Genomic DNA, 529 nt, shown 5'->3' on the forward strand with positions numbered 1-529 from the left:
CGACTTCGCCCTCGTGGCCCTGCGCCGGCACCTCGGCCTGGAGCGGGGCAGCGCGTTCGGGCTGTTCGCCCTCGGCCGCTCGGTCGGATGGATCGCCCAGGCGCTGGAGCAGCGCCGCTCCGGCGGGCTGATCCGGCCGCGGGCGGTCTATGTCGGGCCGGAGCCGTGACGCCGCACGGTCAAGCTCGCCCATCGGCCGGGGGGCATCGACCATCGCGCCTGTGCTTGCCCCGCCGGGAGGCTTGACTTTCCGGCCCGCGAAAAAAGACAGTCGAGCGTCTCGGGGAGCGGATCTCGGGGGGCGGATGCGGGGTCGGTCGATGCTGCGCGGCGGAAGCGGACGCCCCGGAAATCCGGCGCCTCGCCCGGCCTGGGGCCTGGCAGCCCTTCCGGCGGCCCTGTTGGCAGCTCTTCCGGCGGCATCGCCGGCCCGGGCCGAGATCCAGGTGCTCGCCGCCCGGATCACCGCCGGCGAGCTGTGGGTGCTCGGCACCGTCGCCGAGCCCGAGGCCGAGGTCGGCCTCGACGG

1 protein-coding gene is annotated in these 529 nt (G+C 75.6%); it reads left to right on the forward strand.

The genetic code is table 11. The features are described from left to right. Positions 1-13: 13 nt before the first annotated feature. Positions 14-169, forward strand: a complete 156-nt coding sequence (locus tag A5481_RS35985) for a citrate/2-methylcitrate synthase (RefSeq protein WP_425350239.1) — start codon at positions 14-16, stop codon at positions 167-169. Positions 170-529 lie beyond the last annotated feature (360 nt).

Origin of the sequence: Methylobacterium platani, assembly GCF_001653715.1 — a bacterium.
In the GTDB taxonomy this organism is placed as follows: domain Bacteria; phylum Pseudomonadota; class Alphaproteobacteria; order Rhizobiales; family Beijerinckiaceae; genus Methylobacterium; species Methylobacterium platani.